We start from the raw sequence: 1,940 nt of genomic DNA, 5'->3' as shown, positions 1-1,940 counted from the left end.
CTCCCGGGGTGTCCGGGGCGCGTCCGAACGATCCGGCGGGGCCCGCCCGTACAGCCGCGTGCCACCGTGGAAGCGACCTCGGGCGCCTACCTCGCTATGGTGGTGCCCCGGCCAAGGACGACGAAGGGGCACTAGTGAACGACGGCGGTCAGAGGCGGTTCGGCCCGCTCGGCTCGGCCTTGGTGATCATCCCGACCTACGACGAGGCGGGAAACATCGAGTCCATCGTCAAGCGCGTGCGCTCCGCCGTGCCGGACGCCCATGTGCTGGTCGCCGACGACAACAGCCCCGACGGCACCGGCCGGATCGCCGACAGGATCGCCGCGGCGGACGACAACGTCCATGTGCTGCACCGCAAGCGCAAGGAGGGCCTCGGCGCCGCCTACCTGGCCGGTTTCCGCTGGGGCATCGACCACGGCTACGGGGTGCTCGTCGAGATGGACGCCGACGGCTCGCACCAGCCCGAGGAACTGCCCCGCCTGCTCACCGCCCTCAAGGGCGCCGACCTGGTCCTCGGCTCCCGCTGGATGCCCGGCGGACGGGTGGTCAACTGGCCGCGTACCAGGGAGCTCATCTCGCGCGGCGGCAGCACCTACTCCCGGCTGCTGCTCGGCGTGCCGATGAAGGACGTCACCGGCGGCTACCGCGCCTTCCGCAAGGAGACCCTGGAGGGGCTCGGCCTCGAAGAGGTCGCCTCGCAGGGCTACTGCTTCCAGGTCGACCTCGCGCGCCGTGCCGTCGAGGCGGGCTTCCACGTGATCGAGGTCCCCATCACCTTCGTGGACCGCGAGGTCGGCGACTCCAAGATGAGCCGGGACATCTTCGTGGAGGCCCTGTGGCGGGTCACCGCGTGGGGTGTCGAGACCCGCGCCAACCGCCTGCTCGGCCGCCGGCCGATCGGCCCCGGGCCCGCCGCGAGGGAGAGCGGCGCGAGCGAGTCGCGGACCGCCGAGTCCTCCTGAGCGCGGCGCGCCGCTCGGGGCCCGCCGGCTGCACGATCCCGATCACCCTCTTACGCCGCACGGACGTGACGGCAGGCACACTGGAGAGATGACCACCGCTATGCCGCAGGGGACCGCGCCGAAGCGCTCCCGCTTCCGGGGGCTGCTGCCGCTCGGCATCCTCGTCTGGATCGCCCTGGAGATCTGGCTCCTGACGCTCGTGGGAGGCGCCACGAGCGGCTTCGTGGTCTTCCTGATCATCGTGGCGGGCATCGTCCTCGGCTCCGTCGTCATGAAGACGGCGGGGCGGCGCGCCTTTCAGAACCTGCGGCAGACACTCCAGCAACAGCAGCAGGGCGGGGTCAGCGCCGAGCGGAGCGCCGATTCCAGCAGGAACGGCTTCCTGATGCTGGGCGGCCTGCTGATCATGGTCCCCGGTCTGATCACCGACGCGTTGGGCCTGCTCCTGCTGATCCCGCCCCTGCGGTCGGTCGTCGGGCGGTTCGCCGACCGCTCGATGGAGAAGCGGATGCGGGCGGCGGTGCCCGGCGACCTCCAGGACGCCTTCCAGCAGGCCCGGCGGACCCGTATGGGCCAGGACGGCAAGGTGGTCCAGGGCGAGGTCGTGCACGACGACTCTCCGCGCGCCGAAGGCGACCGCCGCTCGCGCGGGGACGACGACGGGCCGAGGCCGCCGCTCACGCCCTGAGAGCCCGCGCCACGGCCTCGGGGAGTCGTTCACAACGGCGGGGCGCCGCTCTGGCCGGCTCTCCCACGAAGACCCGCTCTCCCGCGAAGACCCGCTCTCCCACGAAGACCCGGGCCCGTTCTCCCACGGAGACAGGACAGAGCCGGGACGGGGACGGAACCGCGGCATGACAGAGCCATGGCATGACAGAGCCGCGGGGGGGGGGGGGGGGGGGGGGGGGGGGGGGGGCGCCGGGCGGGGGGGGGCGGCCCCCCGCCGGGCCCCGCCCCGCCGGGGGGCCGGGGGGCGGG

General features: G+C 73.4%; 2 protein-coding genes. Both read left to right on the top strand.

All coding sequences use genetic code 11. From position 1 onward, the window contains the following. Positions 1–134 precede the first annotated feature (134 nt). A complete protein-coding gene (locus LCE31_RS20660; RefSeq protein WP_225016284.1) occupies positions 135–962 on the top strand; it encodes a polyprenol monophosphomannose synthase in 828 nt (275 codons plus the stop codon). 88 nt (positions 963–1,050) lie between these two features. Then, positions 1,051–1,650 carry an FxsA family membrane protein gene (gene fxsA / locus LCE31_RS20655; protein WP_225016282.1) on the top strand — a complete coding sequence of 200 codons (600 nt, stop codon included), beginning with the start codon at positions 1,051–1,053 and terminating at the stop codon, positions 1,648–1,650. The last annotated feature ends 290 nt before the right edge of the window (positions 1,651–1,940 follow it).

The organism is Streptomyces sp. 8L (assembly GCF_020176795.1).
GTDB lineage: Bacteria > Actinomycetota > Actinomycetes > Streptomycetales > Streptomycetaceae > Streptomyces.
The sequence above is the reverse complement of the archived record's forward strand: the minus strand, read 5'-3'. Positions and strand labels throughout refer to the sequence as shown.